The following is a 20,763-nucleotide window of genomic DNA, read 5'->3' on the forward strand; positions in this document are numbered from 1 at the left end:
CGATCGGTCGCCTCAAGGCTCAGTTGGCGATCACCGTGAGGGTCCCCTTCATTCCAAGCTCGTAATGACCAGGTATTAGGCAGGCGAAGTCGAACTGGCCGACGCTGGTGAAGGTCCAGACGATCTCGCCTTTTCCCTTGGGTCCGATGCGGATTGAATTGAGGTCGGCGTGTTCCATGTCGGGAAGCGTCTCCATCCCGGCCTCATGCTCCATCAAACGCTCATGCGTATCCATCACAAATTCGTGGTCGTATTCGCCCTCATTGGTGAGGGTGAGGCGCACTGTCTCGCCTTTTCTCACGTTAACTGAAACCGGATCGAACGCCATCGATCCATCTTCGTTCTCCATCATGCTGATCGCGATGGTACGGTCTACGTTGGCCGCCATGCCCGGCTGACCGATAATCATCATTTCATGACCGTCATGAGTGTCGGAATGCATTCCCGTCGCAAGCGCCGGGGCGGCGAAGAGGACCATCGCGACTGTTGGCATCATGCATTTCTTCACGCGATTTCTCCTTTGCGAAATGTGTTGAGTTTCACCCTCGGGGCGGGGTGGCCGCGCGCTCTGGTCGACGATCACTGGAACCGGGCCGGCAGCGACCGCTGCAGCTCTCACAAGTTCTTGGGGTCGGCCGCCTAGGGCCCAGTCTGCACCGGGGATAAACTGAGTTGCCGCATCGAAAATGCGCCTTTCTTTGCGGTGTCCGCGATGTCGTCGAACAGGAGCGCGATATCCAGGTAGACGCTACGATCTCGTTCGGTAGCCCCCATTTCGTCAAGGTCCTGCAGGAAGAAGAGAATGGCTTCGATGCGTTCGCGTTGGTTGCGGGCATTGGCGAGATGTTCGCGGGCGATCCGTCGGATCTCCAGAGCCGTAAATCGCGCCAACGTCTCGTCGAGCCTGGAACGGCACTCACAATCCAGCTGGGCGTCGTTGATCAAGATTGCCAGCCGGCCGAAAAAGGCCATGTCGGCAAAGCGTCGGACGCCGTCGTCAATGCTGCTCGATGGACCGTTCTGCTTCATATCTTGTTCGCTCCTATGCCAAGGCCAATCACAATCCTGCAGGCGTCCGATCGAGCTGTTGGCGCGACGCGAGGGGAAACGTTTCGCGGCCGATTGCACAACGGATAGAGCGGCGCCGTCTTATCCGCCGATCCGGTCTCGAAAACTGGTCTTGATTATAGTCAACCGTTTTGAAGCCTGTTTGCGTTTGAGCAAATACGGAGGTCGATGACCCACGCTATTGCCTTCGGATCGGCTGTTTTCGATCGCCGGTCTTGCGAACGGCGAAGCGAGGATCTCGTGTCGGCCATCGCCGTGGAGGAATTGTCGCATGGCTACTGACGGGAGCGCGCTCGCTGTCGATGCGAGGCGGATGCCGGCGCCGTTTCGGCCATTTTTTCTCATCGCCGGTCTGGACGCGATCGTAGGCGCGGCGGTCTGGCTGCCCTCAGCGTTCGGAATACAGGCCATCGGCCCAACCGGGATTTCTCCCGGCGATTGGCATCGTGACGTGCTTCTGTTCGGGATGGTTCCAGCCATCCTGACTGGTTTTCTGTTGACGGCGCTGCCGCGATGGACAGGACGTCGTGCGGTGTCGCCGCTCACCACGCGTTTGCTGGTCGCTCTATTGCTGTGCAGCCGGGGGACTTTCCTGTTCCTGTCGCTTTCGGCCGGGCTTGCCCTCTCGGCGCTGTTGGTCCTGACACTCCTCTTGATCGCGGCGGGACATGTGATCGCCAGCCGGGACCGCCGCAACCTGAAGGTGGTGTTTCTGCTGCTTGTCTTTTGTGGCGGCAACGTGCTCACGGCAGCGTCCTGCCAGGTAGAATTTGCACTGCGACTGGCCCTGGCTTCGATCATCGGCCTCCTCATGATCATTGGAGGACGGGTCGTGCCGGCTTTGACCATGGCTTACGTCGAAAGCGCCGGCGGCCGGATCTTCATCGATCGCTCCGCTGTTTTGGAGTACGCGGCAGCCGTCGTGGCGGCATGCGCCCTTGGTTCGTGGGTTGTCGCGCCGCAGGCGCAACTCACTGGCCTTGCCTGCGCCCTTGCCGCCTGCGCTCAGGTGATGCGAGTCGCCCAGTGGAAAGGGTGGCGAATGGTGGCGTCGTCGTCAGTCCTCGCTCTTCATATCGGGTACGGCTGGATCACCGTCGGTTTCGGGCTTCTGGCGATCCACATTTTCGCGCCTGCAAGGCTGGGGCAGGCGGCTGCCGTTCATGCCTGGACGATCGGCGCCATCGGCACGATGGCTCTCGCCATCATGGCGAGCATGATCCGCAAGCACAGCCGCCGCGCCTTCGAGACCTCGGTTCCGGCGACAGGCGCCTTCGTGACGATGACAATTTGCTGCCTGTCGCGCCTCCTGGTCGAATCTCTGCCCGTCTACGGCGTCGCTTTAACGAGCCTTGCGGGCATGTTGTGGGTTGTCGCCTTCGGCCTGTTTCTGGTGGCCTTCCGTCGAATGCTCATACTACGGGCGTGAGACGCCCGAGCTACCAGATCCGGAAGAGCAATCGGTCAGCAGCATCGCCTGGCGGGTAGGAAGAGGAGAGGGGCGAGCAACTGGCGGCCTCGCTTTCGACCGCAGTCGTCCCGCCAGCAGATGCTGTGAATCGGCTTGGAATCGGCGCGCCAATTGAATGACAAACTATTGATTACCACTGACAGGTGGGCGGCATATCAACCGCAGCAAAGCATATTAGGTGCTTCGACTCGCCGGCTGCCTGCCCAGAAGCCACATCGTGATGTTGTGGACAAATCCCACGAAGGCGAGGCACCAGGCCGCGCCAGCGACGAAAATGAAGTAGCGTGGGATTGATAGTAGGAAGCCGAGATCCAGCGCCTCAGCCATCTTGAAAGTGCAGAGAGTGTACATCCCCAGCGGGAACACCGCGCCCCAATAGGAAGGATCGTAGCGTAACGGAAAGCGGCGGTAGATATGCCGCCAGACTCCGAGCACCAGTAGCATCGGAATCCACCATGTTCCGGTCGCCCAGAAAAATACCGTGAAACCCTTGATGAAGGGCAGCAGCGACTGCAGAAATGGCGCCCCTTTGGTGTTTTCGACGAGCGTGGCGCCTACCAGCACTGAAATCGCCATCGCTCCCATATTTATCCAGTAAGGCGGAGACAAGTCACCCGGCGAAAACGCAAAAAATGTATAGCGATAAAAGATCAGTGATATCATCCAGATATAGAACATTCCGCCCCACAGCCACATCGACAGAGCCAGAAAGTTGAGTTCGATGCGGTAGGGCTGCGCCCAATGAGCCGCAATCAACGCGCTGAGCAGGGCTACCGACTGCGTGGCGACTATCGCGAGCAGCCAAGCGCCGGTTAGACCCTCCTCCAGAGACGGTTTCTTCTGTTTAACGGTGAGCGCGACGAAGATCGCATAGGTCAGGCCCAGCCAGAGCACCAGCCCGATCAACCAGAACGCGACTGCGACAGTCAGACTATGGGCGATTATGAGACACTGGCTACCCAAAATGCAGGATGCGGCAACGAACGTAAAGAAGCCGGGGGCGCGGCGGTGGTCGATCAGATCGCTGACGAAATCGGACGGAAACCACGCCAATCGCAGCAAGGTAAGCACGGTAATAATGAAATAGATAGCGATATTCAGGACAAACATGCCGACGCCAACAGCGGGCATGCCGAGAAGGCTGAGGCCGATCGACAAAACCCCCGTTGCCATCACCATGGCAAAATAAGCCGGAGACAGGTCTCTAACACCCGCCCGAAGCTCGATCGATAGGTTGATCGCCCTTCCCAGTGCCATTCCTCCCCATCGGCGCGAGAAAAATCATCGGCAAGGCCCATTTCAGGTCTTGTGCTATCCCCTCCGGCATCGCGGGCCGATCAATACGCGGCCGATAAACCTCCAAGCGCCAGCAATGGAGTAATCGCTTAACGACGTCCTAAACGTCCAGATAGCTTGATCCAAGCATCGATGCTGCGGACGCCAATTTGTGGAGGTGGGCCCATCCTCAAGGTTCCCCTGAATTCTCATATTGGCGCTTCAGGCTTTCGGCTTGACGGAATTCTGGCGAGGTTTCTCGTCCAAATACGTTTTGATCAGCGCACGGCGCTGTTTGCGTGACTTATGACGCGATTCGAACGAGGCGTACGCCAGCACAGCCAGGAAGGCAAAGACATCCAACACCAAGATAGTGATCGTCGAACTGTCCGTTGGCACACCTGTTCTCCTTCCTCAACTGGTTGAGGTGACGGCAAGAGTGACGGACTAGCGTTGACTTGGATCAACCAACATCAAGGATCGCCGCGACTTCGGTCAATCAGACCACGAAGTCATCGGTCTCAGGCCCGTCGGTAACGGGGTCAAACCCGCATTCGGCGGCCAGCCGGGGAGCGTCATGAATCACGACAATTTGGCCATCGACTCGAATGCCTGAGTTGCTCAGGCTGGACAACGCACGCGAAAAGGATTCTCGAGTTATTCCAAGTTCGGAGGCGATCAGCATCTTCTCAAACGGTAGGACTGCTTTGTCTGGATTGCGCTGCCTCTGTGAGAGGGCCAAGAGGTAACATCCGACACGCTGGGTCGCGGTTCTCAACTTGAGGTTCTTGATTTGACGGACCATGCGCCGAAATTGCTGCGCGAGGCTGCCGATGACGGCATGCGCCAGCAAGGGGTCCGCGTCGACGGCCGCGCGAAACGCTGCCGCATGGATCAGCAGAAACCGCGAAGGCTCCGGCACCCGCGCCTGCATGAGATAAGGCGCACCGGTCAGGACAGCCGCAGGGATGACCAGATCCGGGGCGCGAACAGCTTCGATCAAGACTTCACGACCTTCGATGGATCGTCCAAATAATTGCGCGGATCCTGCCAGCACGATCAGTTGGAAGGTTGGCACATCGCCTTGCTCGAACAAAACGGTGCCTGAGGCTACACTGTGTACCACGGCGTTTCGCAGCAGGTCGGCTCGCCTGGATGCGGACAGCGCTCGAAACAGCGGCAGCGCCTCCGGTGCCACCTCATCCGCCAGCCCGTGCAACTGATTGTCTCCTCTACTGAGATAGTCACCGTTGCATCATTTGATAAATATCACAGATCGCCTTGATCTAGATCAATGCCCCGACTCCCTGCTTGGCCAATTTGGCAGTGGGCAGACAGGAGCCCGTTCCCTTGCTATCTTCAAAAGGGTCGACGACATTGCAGACAAGCGCGTATCCGAAGTCCGGTCAGATCTTGGGTGCAAGCACGGCCGCATTTACGGTCTGCTTTGCGGTCTGGACCATTTTCTCCATCATTGGCATTCGCATCCGCCAGGAACTCGGCCTTAGCGAGACTCAGTTCGGCCTGCTTGTCGGCACCCCGATTCTCACGGGCTCCCTTATAAGGGTCGTGCTGGGTATCTGGACGGACCGCTTTGGCGGCCGGATCGTCTTCACCACCAACATGCTCGCCGCCGCCGTCGCCACCTTTCTGCTTTCCTATGCTCACACCTATGCGCAAATGCTGGTGGCCGCCCTCGGCGTCGGCATTGCCGGTGGCTCGTTTGCAGTCGGTGTTGCCTATGTGTCGCGCTGGTTCCCGCCGGAAAAGCAGGGCACGGCACTCGGCATCTTCGGCGCGGGCAATGTTGGCGCCGCGGTCACCAAATTCCTCGCTCCCTTCGTGCTCGTCGCCTTCGGATGGCAAACCGTGGCGCAAGTCTGGGCAGCCGGTTTGGTCGTCATGGCCGTCATCTTCTGGCTTACGACGCAGGACGACCCCATTATCGTCGAGCGGCGGCGGTCTGGCATCAAGCCGAAAAGTGCATGGCTCGAACTCGAGCCCTTGAAGAACGTGCAGATCTGGCGCTTCGCGCTCTATTATTTCTTTGTCTTCGGCGCCTTCGTCGCGCTCGCGCTCTGGCTGCCGCAATATCTCATCAACGTCTACGGCCTGGACATCAAGACGGCCGGGATGATCGCGGCATTCTTCTCGGTTCCGGCGAGCCTGTTTCGCGCCTATGGCGGACACCTGTCGGACACCTTTGGCGCACGGCGCGTGCTCTACTGGACGTTCCTGGTCTCGGTCGCTGCGACCTTCATCCTGTCCTATCCACCGACCGACTACATGGTCCATGGCCTCAAGGGCGTAACCTCCTTCCATCTGGAGATGAGCCTCGTCGGCTTCGTCATCACGATCTTCGTGCTCGGCTTCTTCATGGCCCTCGGCAAGGCTGCCGTCTACAAGCACATCCCGGTCTACTATCCCGACCATGTCGGTTCGGTCGGCGGTCTCGTCGGCATGATCGGTGGCCTGGGCGGTTTTCTGCTGCCGATCTTGTTCGGCCTGCTGCTTGACCTCACCGGCCTATGGACGAGCTGCTTCATGGCGCTTTTTGTCCTGGTCACTGGTGCGCTGCTATGGATGCACGTTGCCATCCGCCAAATGGAACGTGGGGTCGCTGGCGAGGCACTCGCCAAGCTCCCGCCTTTCCCCGAAATGCAGGGCATGCCCAAGCCGGCGCTCGGGCCACAGAAAGGCGGCGCTCTCACCGACTGGCGTCCGGACGACCCCATTTTTTGGGAGGAGAAAGGGCGCCAGATCGCGCGGCGCAACCTGTGGCTTTCGATCCCGGCGCTTCTCCTTTCTTTTGCCATCTGGCAGGTATGGTCCGTCGTCGTCGCCAAGCTGCCGCTCGTGGGTTTCACCTTCACCACCGACCAGCTCTTCTGGCTCGCGGCTCTGCCCGGAATCTCGGGCGCGACGCTGCGCATCTTCTATTCCTTCATGGTGCCGATTTTCGGCGGCAGGCTCTGGACGACGCTCACGACCTGGTCGCTCCTCATCCCGGCGGTCGGGATCGGCTATGCAGTGCAGAATCCTGACACCCCCTATGTCGTGCTGTTGATGCTGGCGTTGCTTTGCGGCCTTGGCGGCGGCAACTTCGCCTCGTCTATGGCCAATATTTCCTTCTTCTTCCCGAAGGCGGAAAAGGGCAATGCGCTTGCGCTTAACGCCGGCCTTGGCAATCTCGGCGTCAGCGTCGTCCAGTTCGTCGTGCCGCTCGCAATCACCGCCGGGATATTCGGCTGGTTCGGTGGCGATCCGGCCATGGTCAAGGGACCGACGGGCGAGGCGCCCTTGTGGCTGCAGAATGCCGGGTTCGTATTCGTGCCGTTTATTGCGATCTCGGCTTTTGCGACCTGGTTCGGCATGAACGACATCGCTTCGGCCAAGGCATCCTTCACCGAGCAGGCCGTGATCTTCCAGCGCCGGCACAACTGGATCATGTGCTGGCTCTACACTGGAACTTTTGGGTCTTTCATTGGCTATTCGGCCGGATTCCCGCTGCTCACGAAAATGTTGTTCCCGGACGTCAACGCACTTCAGTTCGCCTTTCTCGGCCCGCTTGTCGGCGCCCTGTCGCGCTCAGGCACCGGGTGGCTGGCGGACAAATATGGCGGCGCGCGCGTCACCTTCTGGGTCTTCGTCCTAATGATCGCGGGTGCAGCAGGGGTTTTGTGGTTCATCAGCATCAAGGATCAACCTGGTGCGTTCCTTGGCTTCTTCGCCGCGTTCCTGCTGCTGTTCTTCGCCACCGGTGTCGGCAATGCCTCCACCTTCCAGATGATCCCGGTGATCATGGCCAAGGAGATGGGCCGCTTGATGCCCACGGCCGATGCAGAGACGCGCCGTCGGCAGGCGGAGAAGGAGTCCGCCGCCATCACCGGCTTTACCTCGGCTATTGCTGCCTTCGGCGCCTTCTTCATCCCGAAGAGCTACGGCAGTTCGATCGCCTTGACGGGCGGGCCGAGCGCCGCGCTCTGGGGGTTCTTGATCTTCTACGTCAGCTGCCTCGTCATCACTTGGGCCGTCTACACCCGCAAGGGCGGGCTTCTTCACGACATCGAGCGTGCCAAGCGTGGCGCGTCCGTCCATCCGGCCGTAGCCGAATAATCAGAGGCAAGAGCAATGTCGCATTTTCTCGACCGGCTAACCTTCTTCCGCAAGACCGTCGACAGTTTCTCCGACGGCCACGGCATCGTCACCAACGAGGATCGCTCTTGGGAGGACGGCTACCGCAAGCGCTGGCAGCACGACAAGATCGTGCGCTCCACCCATGGCGTGAACTGCACCGGCTCCTGTTCGTGGAAGATTTACGTCAAAGGCGGCATCGTCACCTGGGAGACACAGCAGACCGACTATCCACGCACACGGCCCGATCTTCCCAACCATGAACCGCGCGGCTGCGCGCGCGGCGCGTCCTATAGCTGGTACCTTTATTCCGGCGCGCGGGTGAAATATCCGATGATCCGCGGGCGCCTGCTGAAGCTGTGGCGGGCCGCTCGCACCACGATGCCGCCCGTTGCCGCATGGGCCTCGATTGTCAAGGATGCTGACAAGCGGAAATCCTACATCTCCATCCGCGGCCACGGTGGCTTCGTGCGCGCGACCTGGGACGAGGTGAACGAACTCATCGCGGCGGCCAATGCCTATACAGTGAAGGCTCATGGTCCCGACCGTGTCATCGGCTTTTCGCCGATCCCGGCCATGTCGATGGTGTCGTACGCAGCGGGCTCGCGCTATCTGTCGCTGATGGGTGGCGTTTGCATGTCGTTTTACGACTGGTATTGCGATCTGCCGCCAGCGAGCCCCCAGACCTGGGGCGAGCAGACCGACGTTCCCGAAAGCGCAGACTGGTACAATGCAGGCTTCATCATCGTCTGGGGTTCCAACGTGCCGCAGACACGGACGCCCGATGCGCACTTCTATACCGAAGTTCGTTACAAGGGCACGAAGAGTGCGGTCGTCAGCCCGGACTACGCCGAGGCGACCAAGTTTGCCGACATCTGGCTCAATCCGAAGCAGGGGACCGACGCTGCACTGGCACTGGCCATGGGCCATGTCATTCTTCGCGAATATTACCTCGATCGTACTGTCCCGTATTTCGATGACTACGCCCGCAAATACACCGACCTGCCGTTCCTGGTTCGCCTCACGGAGCGCGATGGCCGGTTCGTTCCCGAACGGCTTCTGCGAGCCTCGGAGATCGCTGGTGGCCTGGGTGAGAGCAACAATCCGGAATGGAAGACGGTCGCGATCGACGAGACTACGGATAAACTTGTCTCACCGCGCGGATCGATCGGCTATCGCTGGGGCGAGGGCGCCAAATGGAACCTCGAGGAGAAGGACGGCGAAGGTCGGAGCATTCGGCTCAGGCTGACGCTTGCTGGCAAGAAATCCAAGATCGTACCTGTCGATTTTCCGTATTTTGGCGGGCGCGCCACCGAGCATTTCGTATCAACCGATCACGGTGAAATTCTCACCCGCAACCTTCCGGTCCGGCGGATCAAGCTGAGCGACGGCTCCCAGGTGGCAGTTGCCACCGTGCACGACCTGATGATGGCCAATTATGGTCTCGACCGGGGCTTTGGCGGCTCCCACGCCGCCAAGAGTTATGACGAGGACGTGCCGTTCACGCCCGCCTGGGCGGAGCGCATTACCGGGGTAAAGCGCGATGCGATCATCACGGTTGCCCGTGAATTTGCCACCAACGCGGAGAAAACCAACGGCCGCTCGATGGTGATCCTCGGCGCTGGTGTGAACCACTGGTACCACATGGACATGACCTACCGGGGGATCATCAATCTCCTGGTTTTCTGCGGCGCCATCGGTCAATCGGGCGGCGGTTGGTCGCATTACGTCGGGCAGGAGAAGCTGAGGCCGCAGACAGGCTGGACGCCGCTTGCGTTCGGGCTCGATTGGAGCCGGCCACCCCGGCACATGAACTCGACGTCCTTCTTCTATGCGCAGACCGACCAGTGGCGCTACGAGACCCTGACGGCTGCCGAAATACTGTCGCCGACCGCGCCCGAGGGCGATTGGAACAAGAGTTTCATCGACTACAATGTGAGCGCTGAACGTATGGGTTGGTTGCCCTCGGCGCCTCAGCTGAAGCAGAATCCGCTGACGATCGCCGCCAAGGCCAAGGCCGCCGGCCTTGAGCCGAAGGACTATGTCGTCAACGCGCTGAAATCCGGTGAACTGGAACTCTCCTGTCATGATCCCGACGATCCCGACAACTGGCCGCGCAACATGTTCGTCTGGCGCTCAAATCTCCTCGGTTCATCAGGCAAGGGGCACGAATACTTCCTCAAGCATTTGCTCGGCACGACCCACGGTGTGATGGGCAAGGACCTCGGCGCGGAAGGGGCGGTCCGCAACACCGAAGTCGTCTGGCACGAGACGGCGCCGCAGGGAAAGCTCGACCTCCTGGTCACGCTCGACTTCCGCATGTCGACCACCTGCGTCTACTCCGACATCGTGCTGCCGACGGCCACCTGGTACGAGAAAAACGACCTCAACACGTCCGACATGCATCCCTTCATCCATCCGCTGTCGGCGGCCGTAGATCCAGTCTGGGAGTCGCGCTCCGACTGGGAGATCTACAAGGGTCTCGCGAAGGTTTTCTCAGAAGTCGCCCCCGAGGTTCTGAGCGTCGAACAGGATGTGGTTCTCACTCCGATCCAGCATGACAGCCCGGCCGAGATGGCCCAGGGCCTCGACGTGAAGGACTGGAAGCTCGGCCAAGTCGAGCCAATCCCGGGCAAGACCATGCCGTCGGTGACGCTGGTCAGCCGCGACTACCCCAACCTCTACGCCCAGTTCACGGCGCTGGGGCCGTTGATGACGAAAGTCGGCAACGGGGGCAAAGGCATTGCTTGGGACACCAAGCACGAAGTCGAGGCGCTCGGAGCATTGAACGGGGTGCACCTTGACGGTGCGGCCAAGGGCTTGCCGAAGATCGAGACCGACATAGACGCTTGCGAGGTCATCCTCATGCTGGCGCCGGAGACGAATGGCGAGGTCGCGATCAAGGCTTGGGAAGCCTTGTCGGAGATCACCGGCCGTGAGCACGCCCACCTTGCCTTGCCGAAGGAAGACGAGAAGATCCGCTTTCGCGATATCCAGGCGCAGCCGCGCAAGATCATCTCTTCACCGACATGGTCCGGCATCGAAAGCGAGAAGGTCTGCTACAACGCCGGCTATACCAACGTCCACGAATTGATCCCGTGGCGGACATTGACCGGCCGCCAGCAGCTCTACCAGGATCACCTCTGGATGAGGGCCTTCGGCGAGGGGCTCGTCACCTGGAAGCCGCCAGTCGATCTCAAGACGATCCCGGGTATCAAGGATGTCCGTCCCAACGGACACAAGGAAATCGTCCTCAACTTCATCACGCCCCACCAGAAATGGGGCATCCATTCCACCTATTCGGACAATCTGCTGATGCTGACGCTCAACCGCGGCGGCCCGGTGGTGTGGATCTCCGAGACCGACGCCAAGACGGCCGGTCTGGTCGACAATGACTGGGTCGAGGTCTTCAACATCAACGGCGCGCTCACCGCGCGTGCCGTTGTCTCCCAACGCATCAAGCCGGGCATGATGATGATGTATCACGCCCAGGAAAAGATCGTGAACACGCCAGGATCGGAGATGACCGGCAACCGGGGCGGCATCCACAACTCGGTCACCAGAACGGTGCTGAAACCCACCCACATGATCGGCGGCTACGCCCAACAGTCTTACGGCTTCAACTATTACGGCACCGTGGGCTCAAACCGCGATGAGTTCATCGTCGTCCGCAAGATGGCCAATGTCGATTGGCTCGAAGGGCCGCTCGCATCCGAAGCGCCGAAGGAGGCTGCAGAATGAAAATCCGCGCTCAGATTGCGATGGTGCTGAACCTCGATAAATGCATCGGATGCCACACCTGCTCCGTCACCTGCAAGAACGTCTGGACCAACCGGGAGGGCGTCGAATACGCCTGGTTCAACAATGTCGAGACCAAGCCCGGTGTCGGCTATCCCAAGGAGTGGGAGAACCAGAAGAAATGGAACGGCGGATGGCGGCGCAAGAAGAACGGCCGCATCGAGCCTAAGATGGGCGCCAAATGGCGCATCCTTGCCAACATCTTCGCCAACCCCGACCTGCCGGAGATCGACGACTATTACGAGCCGTTCACTTTTGACTACGAACACCTGCATACGGCGAAGGAATCGAAAGCTTTCCCAACGGCCCGCCCGCGTTCGGCGATCACCGGCGAGCGGATGGAAAAGATCGAGTGGGGCCCGAACTGGGAGGAGATTCTCGGCGGCGAGTTCGAGAAGCGTTCGAAGGACGTGAATTTCGAGGGTGTCCAGAAGGACATCTATGGTCAGTTCGAAAACACCTTCATGATGTACCTGCCGCGATTGTGCGAGCACTGCCTTAATCCGACCTGCGCGGCTGTATGCCCCTCGGGTGCCATCTACAAACGCGAAGAGGACGGCATCGTCCTGATCGACCAGGACAAATGCCGGGGATGGCGCATGTGCGTCTCCGGCTGCCCCTACAAGAAGATCTACTACAACTGGTCGTCGGGAAAATCGGAGAAGTGCATCTTCTGCTATCCCCGCATCGAGGCGGGGCAGCCGACGGTATGTTCGGAAACCTGCGTCGGGCGCATCCGCTATCTCGGCGTGATCCTTTACGATGCGGATCGTATCGAGGCGGCCGCCAGCACTCCCGATGAGAAGGATCTCTATCAGGCGCAGCTCGACGTTTTCCTCAATCCGAACGACCCGGCCGTTATCGCCCAGGCCCGCGCTGACGGGATTCCCGACAATTGGCTGGAAGCGGCCAAACTGTCGCCCGTCTGGAAAATGGCGATGGAATGGAAAATCGCCTTCCCGCTCCATCCGGAATACCGCACCCTGCCGATGGTCTGGTACGTGCCGCCACTGTCACCCATCCAGTCAGCGGCGGCCGCGGGCAAGATGGGCGTCGACGGCGACATGCCCGATGTGCGCAGCCTGCGCATCCCGCTCCAGTATCTCGCCAATCTACTGACGGCGGGCAAGGAGGAGCCTGTCGCTCTCGCGCTCGAGCGCATGCTGGCGATGCGCAGCTACATGCGGGCCAAGACGATCGACGGTCGCCTCGACGAGTCGATCGCGGCGCGGGTCGGCCTGACGGGAACGGCTATCGACGAAATGTACAAGGTGATGGCGATCGCGAATTACGAGGATCGTTTCGTCATTCCGACGGCGCACCGCGAATGGAGTGAGGACGCGCAGGACATGCGCGGCTCCTGTGGCTTCTCCTTCGGAAACGGCTGCTCGGGCGGCTCCACGGAGACGAACCTCTTTGGCACCAAGCAGACCAAGCGAGCAACAAACCCGATGGAGATCGTGTGATGACGGTAATGCTATCGCACAAAACGTTCAAGGCGCTCTCGGCGCTCCTTACGTATCCGACTGAGGAGCTTTCCGCAGCGATCCCGGAAATCACTGCCGCCCTCGCTACTGAGAGGTTGGTATCGAACAATGCAATCGAGCAGCTTCATCCCTTGCTTGGCGATCTATGCATTCTGAATTTGTACGACCTCCAGGAGCGGTACGTCGAGCTGTTCGACAAGACGCGACGTCACTCATTGCACCTTTTCGAACACATCCATGGCGAGAGCCGGGATCGTGGTCAGGCGATGGTCGATCTGGTCGAACATTATCAGCGAGCTGGGCTACTCGTCACGGCGAACGAACTGCCCGACTTCATACCGCTTTTCTTGGAGTTTCTTTCTGACCGTCCGCTCGAGGAGGCGCGGGGTCTCCTCAACGAGACCGCCCACATTTTCGCACTGCTGGAAGAGCGGCTCGCCAAGCGAAACGGGGGATATGGCGCCGTATTCGCGGCCCTGCGCTCTATCCTCAGCGAACCCGCTGTGGTCACAACTGCGCTCGACGACGATGAGCCGGAGGACCTGGCGGCCCTTGATGCAGTTTGGGAAGAAACTGCAGTCACGTTCGGCCCAGGAAATGCGACCGACGGCTGTTCCGTTGATCGCTTGCGAATTCAGATGCGCGCCGCAAACCGCAACGCACGGTACAATTTCGGACCTGAAATAGGGGGAAGCGATGTCTAACACAATCAACGACGCGCTTTTTGGCTGGTATCCCTATTTCTGCCTGACAGTTTTCCTGCTTGGGAGCCTTATCCGTTTCGACCGAGAGCAATATACGTGGAAGACTGGCTCCTCCCAACTTTTGCGGCGGCGCCAGCTTCGCTGGGGTTCCAATCTCTTCCACGTCGGTATCCTGGCGATCTTCGGCGGGCATTTCGTCGGCCTGCTGACGCCGATCTGGGTATTCGACGCGCTCGGCATCTCTCACAGTTTCAAGCAGGGGCTCGCCATCACGGTCGGCGGCATTGCAGGTGTCGCCTGCTTTATCGGCATCGCGCTTCTCGCTCATCGTCGGCTGTTCGATACCCGCATCCGCAACACGTCCGCTCCCGGCGACATCGCTATTCTGTTGCTGCTCTGGCTGCAACTTACTCTTGGCCTCTCCACAATCTTCGTCTCGCTCGGTCACATGGATGGTCACGAGATGGTGAAGTTCATGAACTGGGCGCAGGGCATTCTCACCCTACAGCCAGCGGCCGCAGCCTATGTCGCCGACGTCAACCCGATCTTCAAGGCACACCTCCTGTTCGGTATGACCATCTTCCTGGTCTTCCCGTTCACAAGGCTGGTCCATGTCTGGAGTGCGCCGATCTGGTATCTCGGCCGCCCTGGCTATCAGGTTGTGCGTACCCGCTTCGCGGAGCGCCGATCACCCGCGCCCGTGCCAGCGGTCCAGTCGACCGAGCCGGTGCGACCTGTTGCCGTTCCCTCACCCCAGCCTGCGGAGTAGATCATGACCGCGCTCGTCATCAATCATGCCGCCAGCCGCGGCCCGTCATCCGAACACCCGCACGAACACCGACCCGCCGTTCCCGACACCGCGCCGTCGCGCGAGCGCGTGGCGATGCCGCCAGTAACAGTCAATGGTGTGACGATTTCGCGTAAGGCGATTGCCGCCGAGGTGCAGAACTTTCCCGCGCGCAACCCCGGCGAGGGCTGGAGGGCGGCAACCCGAGCGCTGGTCATTCGCGAATTGCTGCTGCAGGAAGCGCGGCGGCTCGATGTCGGCGTTGAGCAGAAGACCGATGAGGACGGGCGCCAGGAAACGGTGGAGGACGCCCAGGTGCGCGGCCTCATCGAACGCGAAGTTCGTGTTCCGGAGGCGGACGAAGAAACGCTGCGCCGCTTCTATGACAACAACCTTCACCGCTTCGTGACGCCATCGCTCTATGAAGCCGATCACATCCTCATCGGCGCACGCCGCGATGAAAGCGAAGCCTTCGCCGCGGCGCGAGAAAAGGCGCTGTCGCTCAGATCGGCGCTGGCAGTTGCACCGGAGCGTTTCGCAGCCCTGGCGCAGGACTGCTCGGATTGCCCATCGGGGGCCATCGGTGGCAGCCTCGGTCAGATTGGGCCGGGCGACACGACGCCGGAATTCGAAGCCGCTCTGATTAATCTCGCCCCCGGCGACATGTCGCCTCCGGTGGAGACACGTTACGGCTTCCACCTCATCCGCCTGACGCGGCTGATCGACGGCCGCCAGCTCCCGTTCGAGGCTGTGCGGAAGCGGATCGCCGCCTACTTGACCGAGCACGTCAATCGGCAAGCCACGGCGCAATACGTGTCCCTGCTTGTCGGCCAGGCGGATATTTGTGGGATTGATCTCGACGGCTCATCCTCGCCGTTGGTGCAGTGAGGACGATGCGATGCTGGGAAACCTGATTGCCTCGCTGGACGACCCGAATGTCGCCATGGGTCTCGTTGCAGCATTCGACGAGCCCGCCTTGCTTGCCCGTTTGGCTGCGGCGGCGGATGCGTCCGGTCGCTTGCCAGCCGAGATCGTCGGCTCGGCCGTTCGCAATTTCGTGGACACCGCCTCCGACGATCATTGGACCCAGCTCATTGGTCTCATGAATCGATCGGAAGATCCTGGCCTGGCGGCCATGCGTGCAATTCTCGAAAAGTCCCTGCCGGGAATGAAGGCGGCCTGACGATGCGTGCAGTACGCCATAGCTGCTTCCACTCAGATGCGCAGATGGTGTCGTTTGAAACCGCTCGAGCCGTCGCCGTCGCGCTTGCTGAACCGCTCAACAGGCAGGAGGACGTGCCGTTGGTGCGTGCGGTCGGACGCATCTTGGCAGCGACGATCGAAGCTCCGTGTGCCCTTCCGCCATTCGATCAGGCGGCGATGGATGGATATGCCGTCCGTCTTTCGGGCGAGACGGGCGTGCCGCTGGTCCTGCCTATTTCCGGGCGCACGCGCGCTGGCGACAAGCCGGACGTGTTGACGCCGGGGACAGCCCATCGCGTCATGACTGGTGCCCCATTGCCAGGCGGAGCGGATACCGTCGTCATGCAGGAGCACGCAACCTGCAGGGGCGATCACGTGCAGTTCGGGCTTGACGTCGAAGCTGGTTGCCACGTTCGACGGGTTGGCGAGGACGTAACAAAGGGCACGGCTATCCTTCGGCCAGGCCGCGTTATCGGCTGGACAGAAGTCGCGCTGCTAAGCGCGCTTGGCATTGCAACGGTTTCGGTTGCATGCCCCCTACGGATTGTGGTCCTCGTGACGGGTTCAGAGCTCCGCCATGCAGGCGAGCCACTTCCCTTCGGCGCCATTTACGACAGCAACGGGCCCATGCTTGGCGCGTTGCTGGCGGAGCCGAGCGCGCATGTCACGTCCCTAACCGTTCGTGACGACCTGGCTGCCATCACGCAAGCACTCGAACGCATCGCGGGAACGGCCGACCTCGTTATCGTCACCGCCGGTATGTCGGTCGGCGAAGAAGATCATGTGCGCAATGCCGTCGTACGTGCCGGGGGTGGCCTCGACATCGTCAAGGTGGCGATGAAGCCCGGAAAGCCGCTGGCTTTCGGCACGCTTGCAGGCGCGTATTTCATAGGACTACCCGGCAACCCACAAGCTGCAGCGTTTGGCGCGCTCGCCTTCGTGCGCCCGATGATGAAAGCGCTTCTCGGTCAAGCTCCAGCGAACCGCATCACGGCCAAAATAAACTTCACACATCCCCGCAAACCGGGTCGCACGGAACTGCTGCCGGTCCGTTTGAACGTCGAGCAGGGTCGATTGACCGCGCACCGCAGCGGGCCGGATGGGTCCCACAGAATGATGCCGTTGGTGTTCGCGGATGCCGTTGCCGTTGTGCCTGGAGCATCAACGCCTGTCGAAGTTGGCACGCCCCTCGAAGTGCTTCCGTTCGCCCAGCCGCGGTTCGATGTTAACTGACGCAAATTCTTACGAAAGGAAGCTCTCGCATGCAAGCTGGACGCCTCGATTATCCAATCACCGCGATCGTTTATTCAGACGGTCCCAAGTTCGAAGCTTTCTTGCAGGAATTCACCGCTGCCAGGGCTAAGCAAGGCATGCGATTGGCCGGCCTCATCCAGCGTAGTGAGCCGAAACCAGGTCGCCTGAAATGCGACATGTATCTGCGGGACCTCGCCACAGGTGAGCTTCACGGGATATCAGATGATCGAGGTCCTCAAGCACGAGGCTGCGTTTTGAATACCGATCGGCTGCTCCGCGCGTGCACCGCTGCCGAAGCGCAGTTGTCAAGCCAAACCGCCTTGCTGGTTCTCTGCAAATTCGGAAAGGCCGAGGTCGAAGGCGGGGGGTTTAGATCGCTGATCGCCAAGGCGCTTGATCTATCCGTTCCCGTCCTGATCGGTGTTCCCCTCATTAATCTCACGCCATTTCGAGAGTTCTCAGCCGATCTCGCACGAGAAATCGACCTGTCCCAGATCTTATCCGATCCGCTCACGGCAACGGAACGTCTGCGATCTTCCAATTGGCCAATAGGTGAGGCGGCGGCGCTGGTCGAACGAATTTCGCGACGGGATTGATTTTGCTCCCGGTGGCAGGCCGACGGACTCTTGGAGGAAGATGTTTTGATGCATTCGACGGGTACTAGGCTGCAAACCCAGTTGCCTGAGTGATGTCGCGGCGTTGGAGTGCTGCGCTCCATGTCTCACCGATGGCGTAGGTGATGTAAGGCAAGCGGGTTCCTTCTCAGCAACCAACAGCATCAGTGTTTCTGCGGCGATACGTCCCCATGGTCATACGTGCGACCTCGTATCCATGATGAGCGATGCGGTCGAAATCTGAACCCGCAACTTTCGTGAGGTTGGTCGGATAGTTCAGGCAGGCTGCACATTCTTCGTCAGTCAGGCTCCCTACGTTACCAGCCTGCATCTTAAACTGCCTCGGAGAAGTGCCGAGCCGGAAAGGAATCCCGCTATCTCCTCCTGACTTATAGCCTTCATCAGCATTCGCGAACGGAGTGCCCGTATCTGATCGCTTGCGATATCGAATAGGCGTGGCGACGCGAGCCTTCCTTTCAACAGGCTCGACAGAATCCCAGAGGGTGGGCCGAGAGGACCTGAGGCGTCGCCGCATATCAACACGTCGCATCCTTGAAGGCCTTCTATGGGCTTATAGAGAGGTTCAATGGCCATGTTCTCGTTTTTGCCACCACCCCTCCTTAGGCAGTTCGAGCTTGAGGGCGCCGATGACGTACGGCACAGCGGCCGAGGCGGCCATGGCATCCGCGACGGCCACGTCAGAAGAGTAGTGCCTCCCGAACTGCCAGTCACCCATGGAGTCGCGCGTGAAGCGCCAGTTTTTTCCGGTCTCAAGACAGGTGCTGTTGACGTGCCATATTGGGCTCTCCGGAAGGTCGGAGAGCTATAGACCGTCTGTAGGAACTCCGATGACGACGGCCATTCTCCACCAGCAGCTGAAAAAATGGCGCCAGTCACAAGGCTGCCGCCGGAAACGGTTGAGACCTGTGTGACCCGTTCAAGGAGGTGTTCCTCTGCCAGCCACCTAACGATACCCAGGTGGAAAACGGCAGCGCGGAAGCCTCCCCCTGAAAGGGCGAGACCGATCCTGGTTGTACCAAGTGGAACCTTCTCGCCCATCAGGCCACCTTGCCGACAAGCATTGCCAGGTCCTAATCGCCGATGATCAGCGAAAGCGCCGGAAGGCCATCCAGGTCAAGCACCAGCGACAGCTGACAGATCTGTCGGATGTCTGTGGTGCTGGGCGATGCCGATGTCCCGCGTGGATGCGAGTGCCACTCGCCGATGTAGCGCACCTGACCTCCGGAACGACCTCGTGCCTCCTCAATGAGGCGCCGCAGGCCTCGGGTGCCGCGGACGAATTCCGATCTCGTCCCGGCGCTGTCAGAGGGCGTGGTAAGGACGTGGACCGCAGCGACATGCTTTGCCTCGTGATCGACGACACCTACGAGCGGTCCGCCCGTCTCGTTCGGCAAGGCACCTTCGTGCCTTGCCGTCAGGTCATCGCGCAGCTCCGCCGGGAGCGTGACGGTCCAGGCAGCCATGGAGCTCTTGATCACGGAAGTAGGGGCATTTAAGCAGTCGATCCCACCATCCTCCCGCATCGTCCAGATCGGCAGGACGGCGGTATCGTCGCGCGAGGCAGTGGCGACACCTGCCGCAAGGAGGCCCGAGAGTACGACAACGGAAGAGGCGGGAATTCTGTTGGTGAGGGCGCGGCATGCCGTCCTGTAACGAAGTTGTTGTCCGGGCTGGAGATGGCCCTTCAGCGAGGGGTTCGCCAAGATTTCGCGAAGGTATGTTGTTTCGATGTCTCGCAGGTTCACCGACCTGTCGGCCGCCTCCGCCATGAGGACCGCCGACCGTCCGTCAGGCGTGAAGAAGGCGCACATGCGACGGGCGAGCTCTGGACGGTCCGAGAGCCGGCGGAACACTGGGACGGATGCTGAAGCGTCAAGAATGAGGTCCGCACCCCGACGGCATCGACGAAGGTCCCGTGATCTTGCAGAAGACGGTCGCGATCGGCCCCGACGACACGCTGGGCAGCCTCTACTTCAACCAGCTCTTCCCGCTCGGCGTCGAAGCCATGCTGGAGGCCGCCGACCTGGTGGTGGTCCAGGGTGGCCGGCTGGAACTGCTGAAGGTGCGGCAGGAGGGCGGCGCAAAAATATCGGCGGCGGAATTCTTCAGATCTGCCGCCCTCGCCGTGGGAAGCGCCATCGACGACCGCAAGATCTTCTCCGAAGCGGCCTGACTCTTTCGGAACGTTTAGGAGTCAAGCGTTTTGCGGGCTTCCTCCAGTCGTTCACAAAGAATTTGGCAGAATAGATGTGGTTCCAAATCCGCTCTATCGACACCGTCATCAATTGCTATAGCTTGACCACGGTGTTGGAGAACGAGCCCTGACAGCTGGCGCGGTTTTGCCAACAGTCGGCTTGAGGCCGCAACTTGTCAGTTCGTTTGCGCCTGGGGAAGACAAGCAATGGACCTTGATCCTGCATTCCTGTCGCGACTGCAATTCGCCTGGGTCATCGGCTGGCACATCCTGCTGCCCGCCATTACCGTGGGATTGGCCGCATACATCGCGATGCTGGAAGGCCTCAATTTTTTTACCGGGAGGGACATCTATCTCCGTATCTCAACGTTCTGGATCAAGATCTTCTCGATTGCATTCGGCATGGGCGTGGTCACCGGCGTTGTCATGCCTTTTCAGTTCGGCACGAACTGGAGCCGCTTTTCCGACGCGACCGCCAATGTCCTTTCCCCGCTATTTGCCTATGAGGGTCTGACGGCGTTTTTCCTGGAGGCGGCCTTCCTTGGCGTCCTTCTGTTCGGACGGCAACTGGTGCCACGCTGGGCGCATTTCGTCGCCGCACTGATGGTGGCACTCGGAACTTTGCTTTCTTCCTTCTGGATCCTGTCGGCCAATAGCTGGATGCAGACGCCGGCCGGCTACGAGATCATCGACGGTCGTTTCTTCCCGACGGATTGGTTCAAGGTGGTCTTCAATCCTTCCTTTCCCTACCGG

The 20,763-nt window shown here is 60.2% G+C and carries 18 protein-coding genes and 1 pseudogene; 12 read left to right on the forward strand and 7 right to left on the reverse strand.

All coding sequences use genetic code 11. From position 1 onward, the window contains the following. Positions 1–19: 19 nt before the first annotated feature. Both AC1D08_RS30525 and AC1D08_RS30530 read right to left on the reverse strand, forming a co-directional pair. Complete coding sequence (locus tag AC1D08_RS30525) at positions 20–496, reverse strand: cupredoxin domain-containing protein (RefSeq protein ID WP_322419311.1); 477 nt, start codon at positions 494–496, stop codon at positions 20–22. Between the two features lie 143 nt (positions 497–639). Further along, positions 640–1,029: a hypothetical protein gene (locus AC1D08_RS30530; RefSeq protein WP_322414380.1), complete on the reverse strand. Its 390-nt coding sequence runs from the start codon at positions 1,027–1,029 to the stop codon at positions 640–642. Positions 1,030–1,339: 310 nt separating this feature from the next. On the opposite strand from AC1D08_RS30530, the gene AC1D08_RS30535 reads away from it, so the two are divergent. Then, a complete protein-coding gene (locus AC1D08_RS30535) occupies positions 1,340–2,497 on the forward strand; it encodes an NnrS family protein (RefSeq protein ID WP_322414379.1) in 1,158 nt (385 codons plus the stop codon). 216 nt (positions 2,498–2,713) lie between these two features. On the opposite strand, the gene AC1D08_RS30540 is transcribed toward AC1D08_RS30535, so the two are convergent. The 3 genes from AC1D08_RS30540 to AC1D08_RS30550 form a co-directional block, all read right to left on the reverse strand. Next, positions 2,714–3,796, reverse strand: a complete 1,083-nt coding sequence (locus AC1D08_RS30540) for a tellurite resistance/C4-dicarboxylate transporter family protein (RefSeq protein ID WP_256754679.1) — start codon at positions 3,794–3,796, stop codon at positions 2,714–2,716. 240 nt (positions 3,797–4,036) lie between these two features. Further along, a complete protein-coding gene (locus tag AC1D08_RS30545; RefSeq protein ID WP_256754680.1) occupies positions 4,037–4,213 on the reverse strand; it encodes a hypothetical protein in 177 nt (58 codons plus the stop codon). Positions 4,214–4,313: 100 nt separating this feature from the next. Then, positions 4,314–5,033: a helix-turn-helix domain-containing protein gene (locus AC1D08_RS30550; protein WP_322414378.1), complete on the reverse strand. Its 720-nt coding sequence runs from the start codon at positions 5,031–5,033 to the stop codon at positions 4,314–4,316. A 158-nt stretch (positions 5,034–5,191) separates the two neighbouring features. Here AC1D08_RS30550 and AC1D08_RS30555 point away from each other — a divergent pair, with 158 nt between their 5' ends. Genes AC1D08_RS30555 through AC1D08_RS30595 form a run of 9 tightly spaced genes read left to right on the forward strand, consistent with a single transcriptional unit; the run spans position 5,192 to position 17,777 of the window. Continuing rightward, positions 5,192–7,930, forward strand: a complete 2,739-nt coding sequence (locus AC1D08_RS30555; RefSeq protein WP_477424788.1) for a nitrate/nitrite transporter — start codon at positions 5,192–5,194, stop codon at positions 7,928–7,930. A gap of 15 nt (positions 7,931–7,945) precedes the next feature. Then, on the forward strand, positions 7,946–11,689 hold the full coding sequence (locus AC1D08_RS30560) for a nitrate reductase subunit alpha (RefSeq protein ID WP_477424790.1): 3,744 nt from the start codon (positions 7,946–7,948) through the stop codon (positions 11,687–11,689). Beyond that, the gene (narH, locus tag AC1D08_RS30565) at positions 11,686–13,212 is read left to right on the forward strand and encodes a nitrate reductase subunit beta (RefSeq protein WP_477424792.1); all 1,527 of its coding nucleotides are present in this window, start codon (positions 11,686–11,688) and stop codon (positions 13,210–13,212) included. Before AC1D08_RS30560 ends, narH begins: the two co-directional genes overlap by 4 nt. Further along, positions 13,212–13,937: a nitrate reductase molybdenum cofactor assembly chaperone gene (narJ, locus tag AC1D08_RS30570; RefSeq protein ID WP_477424793.1), complete on the forward strand. Its 726-nt coding sequence runs from the start codon at positions 13,212–13,214 to the stop codon at positions 13,935–13,937. The genes narH and narJ overlap by 1 nt, the downstream gene beginning before the upstream one ends. Further along, positions 13,930–14,706 carry a respiratory nitrate reductase subunit gamma gene (narI, locus tag AC1D08_RS30575; protein ID WP_322414374.1) on the forward strand — a complete coding sequence of 259 codons (777 nt, stop codon included), beginning with the start codon at positions 13,930–13,932 and terminating at the stop codon, positions 14,704–14,706. The genes narJ and narI overlap by 8 nt, the downstream gene beginning before the upstream one ends. A 3-nt stretch (positions 14,707–14,709) precedes the next feature. Further along, positions 14,710–15,612, forward strand: coding sequence for a peptidylprolyl isomerase (locus AC1D08_RS30580; protein WP_477424795.1), 903 nt, complete (start codon positions 14,710–14,712; stop codon positions 15,610–15,612). Next, positions 15,575–15,907: a hypothetical protein gene (locus AC1D08_RS30585; protein WP_477424797.1), complete on the forward strand. Its 333-nt coding sequence runs from the start codon at positions 15,575–15,577 to the stop codon at positions 15,905–15,907. Before AC1D08_RS30580 ends, AC1D08_RS30585 begins: the two co-directional genes overlap by 38 nt. A 2-nt stretch (positions 15,908–15,909) precedes the next feature. Continuing rightward, the gene (locus AC1D08_RS30590; RefSeq protein ID WP_477424799.1) at positions 15,910–17,160 is read left to right on the forward strand and encodes a molybdopterin molybdotransferase MoeA; all 1,251 of its coding nucleotides are present in this window, start codon (positions 15,910–15,912) and stop codon (positions 17,158–17,160) included. Between the two features lie 29 nt (positions 17,161–17,189). After that, positions 17,190–17,777 carry a DUF2478 domain-containing protein gene (locus tag AC1D08_RS30595; protein WP_477424801.1) on the forward strand — a complete coding sequence of 196 codons (588 nt, stop codon included), beginning with the start codon at positions 17,190–17,192 and terminating at the stop codon, positions 17,775–17,777. 330 nt (positions 17,778–18,107) lie between these two features. Here AC1D08_RS30595 and AC1D08_RS30600 read toward each other — a convergent pair whose 3' ends face one another. Beyond that, on the reverse strand, positions 18,108–18,854 hold the full coding sequence (locus AC1D08_RS30600) for a patatin-like phospholipase family protein (RefSeq protein WP_477424803.1): 747 nt from the start codon (positions 18,852–18,854) through the stop codon (positions 18,108–18,110). A gap of 32 nt (positions 18,855–18,886) precedes the next feature. Further along, positions 18,887–19,585, reverse strand: coding sequence for a M67 family metallopeptidase (locus AC1D08_RS30605; protein ID WP_477424805.1), 699 nt, complete (start codon positions 19,583–19,585; stop codon positions 18,887–18,889). A gap of 125 nt (positions 19,586–19,710) precedes the next feature. Between AC1D08_RS30605 and AC1D08_RS30610 the strand changes: the two are divergent. Beyond that, a pseudogene (locus tag AC1D08_RS30610) lies at positions 19,711–19,848 on the forward strand (methionyl-tRNA formyltransferase); the annotation flags it as partial. A gap of 369 nt (positions 19,849–20,217) precedes the next feature. After that, positions 20,218–20,763: cytochrome ubiquinol oxidase subunit I (locus tag AC1D08_RS30615; protein WP_477424807.1), on the forward strand; the 546-nt coding region annotated here is incomplete at its 3' end.

The organism is Mesorhizobium sp. P2_E6 (genome assembly GCF_056403835.1).